We start from the raw sequence: 876 nt of genomic DNA on the forward strand, positions 1-876 counted from the left end.
CGACCCTGAACATCAGCGTCACCCCGGTCGATGACAGCTTCACCGATGCCAGCGAAAGGGTGTCCACCCTTGAAGACACTGCCGTTACCGGCAGCGTCCTCACGGGTACCTCGAGCGTCGACGGCCCGGTCAGCGTTCTCAACTTCACCGTCGGTGCGAACACCTACACCGCCGGCAGTAAGGCGACTATTGCCAATGTCGGCACCCTGGTGATCGGGGCGAATGGGTCGTACACCTTTACTCCGGCCGCCAACTACAACGGCAGCGTGCCAGTGGTCAGCTACACCGTCACTGACGGCTCCGGTAGCAATGTCACTTCGACCCTGAACATCAGCGTCACACCGGTCGACGACAGCTTCACCGATGCCAGCGAAACGGTGTCCACCCTGGAAGACACTGCCGTTACCGGCAGCGTGCTGACCGGGACTTCCAGCGTCGACGGCCCTGTCAGCGTGCTCAACTTCACCATCGGTGCGAACACCTACACCGCTGGCACCACGGCGACCATCGCCAATGTCGGCACCTTGGTGATCGGCGCGAACGGGGCGTACACCTTTACTCCAGCCGCCAACTACAACGGCAGCGTGCCGGTGGTCAGTTACACCGTCACTGACGGCTCCGGTAGCAATGTCACTTCGACCCTGAACATCAGCGTCACCCCGGTCGATGACAGCTTCACCGATGCCAGCGAAAGGGTGTCCACCCTTGAAGACACTGCCGTTACCGGCAGCGTCCTCACGGGTACCTCGAGCGTCGACGGCCCTGTCAGCGTGCTCAACTTCACCATCGGTGCGAACACCTACACCGCTGGCAGCACGGCGACCATCGCCAATGTCGGCACCTTGGTGATCGGCGCGAACGGGGCGTACACCTTTA

1 protein-coding gene is annotated in these 876 nt (G+C 62.0%); it reads left to right on the top strand.

The window, feature by feature from the left end; all coding sequences use genetic code 11:
• On the top strand, positions 1-876 hold an 876-nt coding region (locus UB23_RS29840; RefSeq protein ID WP_177328601.1), incomplete at both ends, for a cadherin-like domain-containing protein.

The sequence above is a fragment of the Pseudomonas sp. ES3-33 genome (genome assembly GCF_000952175.1).
GTDB classification, from domain to species: domain Bacteria; phylum Pseudomonadota; class Gammaproteobacteria; order Pseudomonadales; family Pseudomonadaceae; genus Aquipseudomonas; species Aquipseudomonas gregormendelii.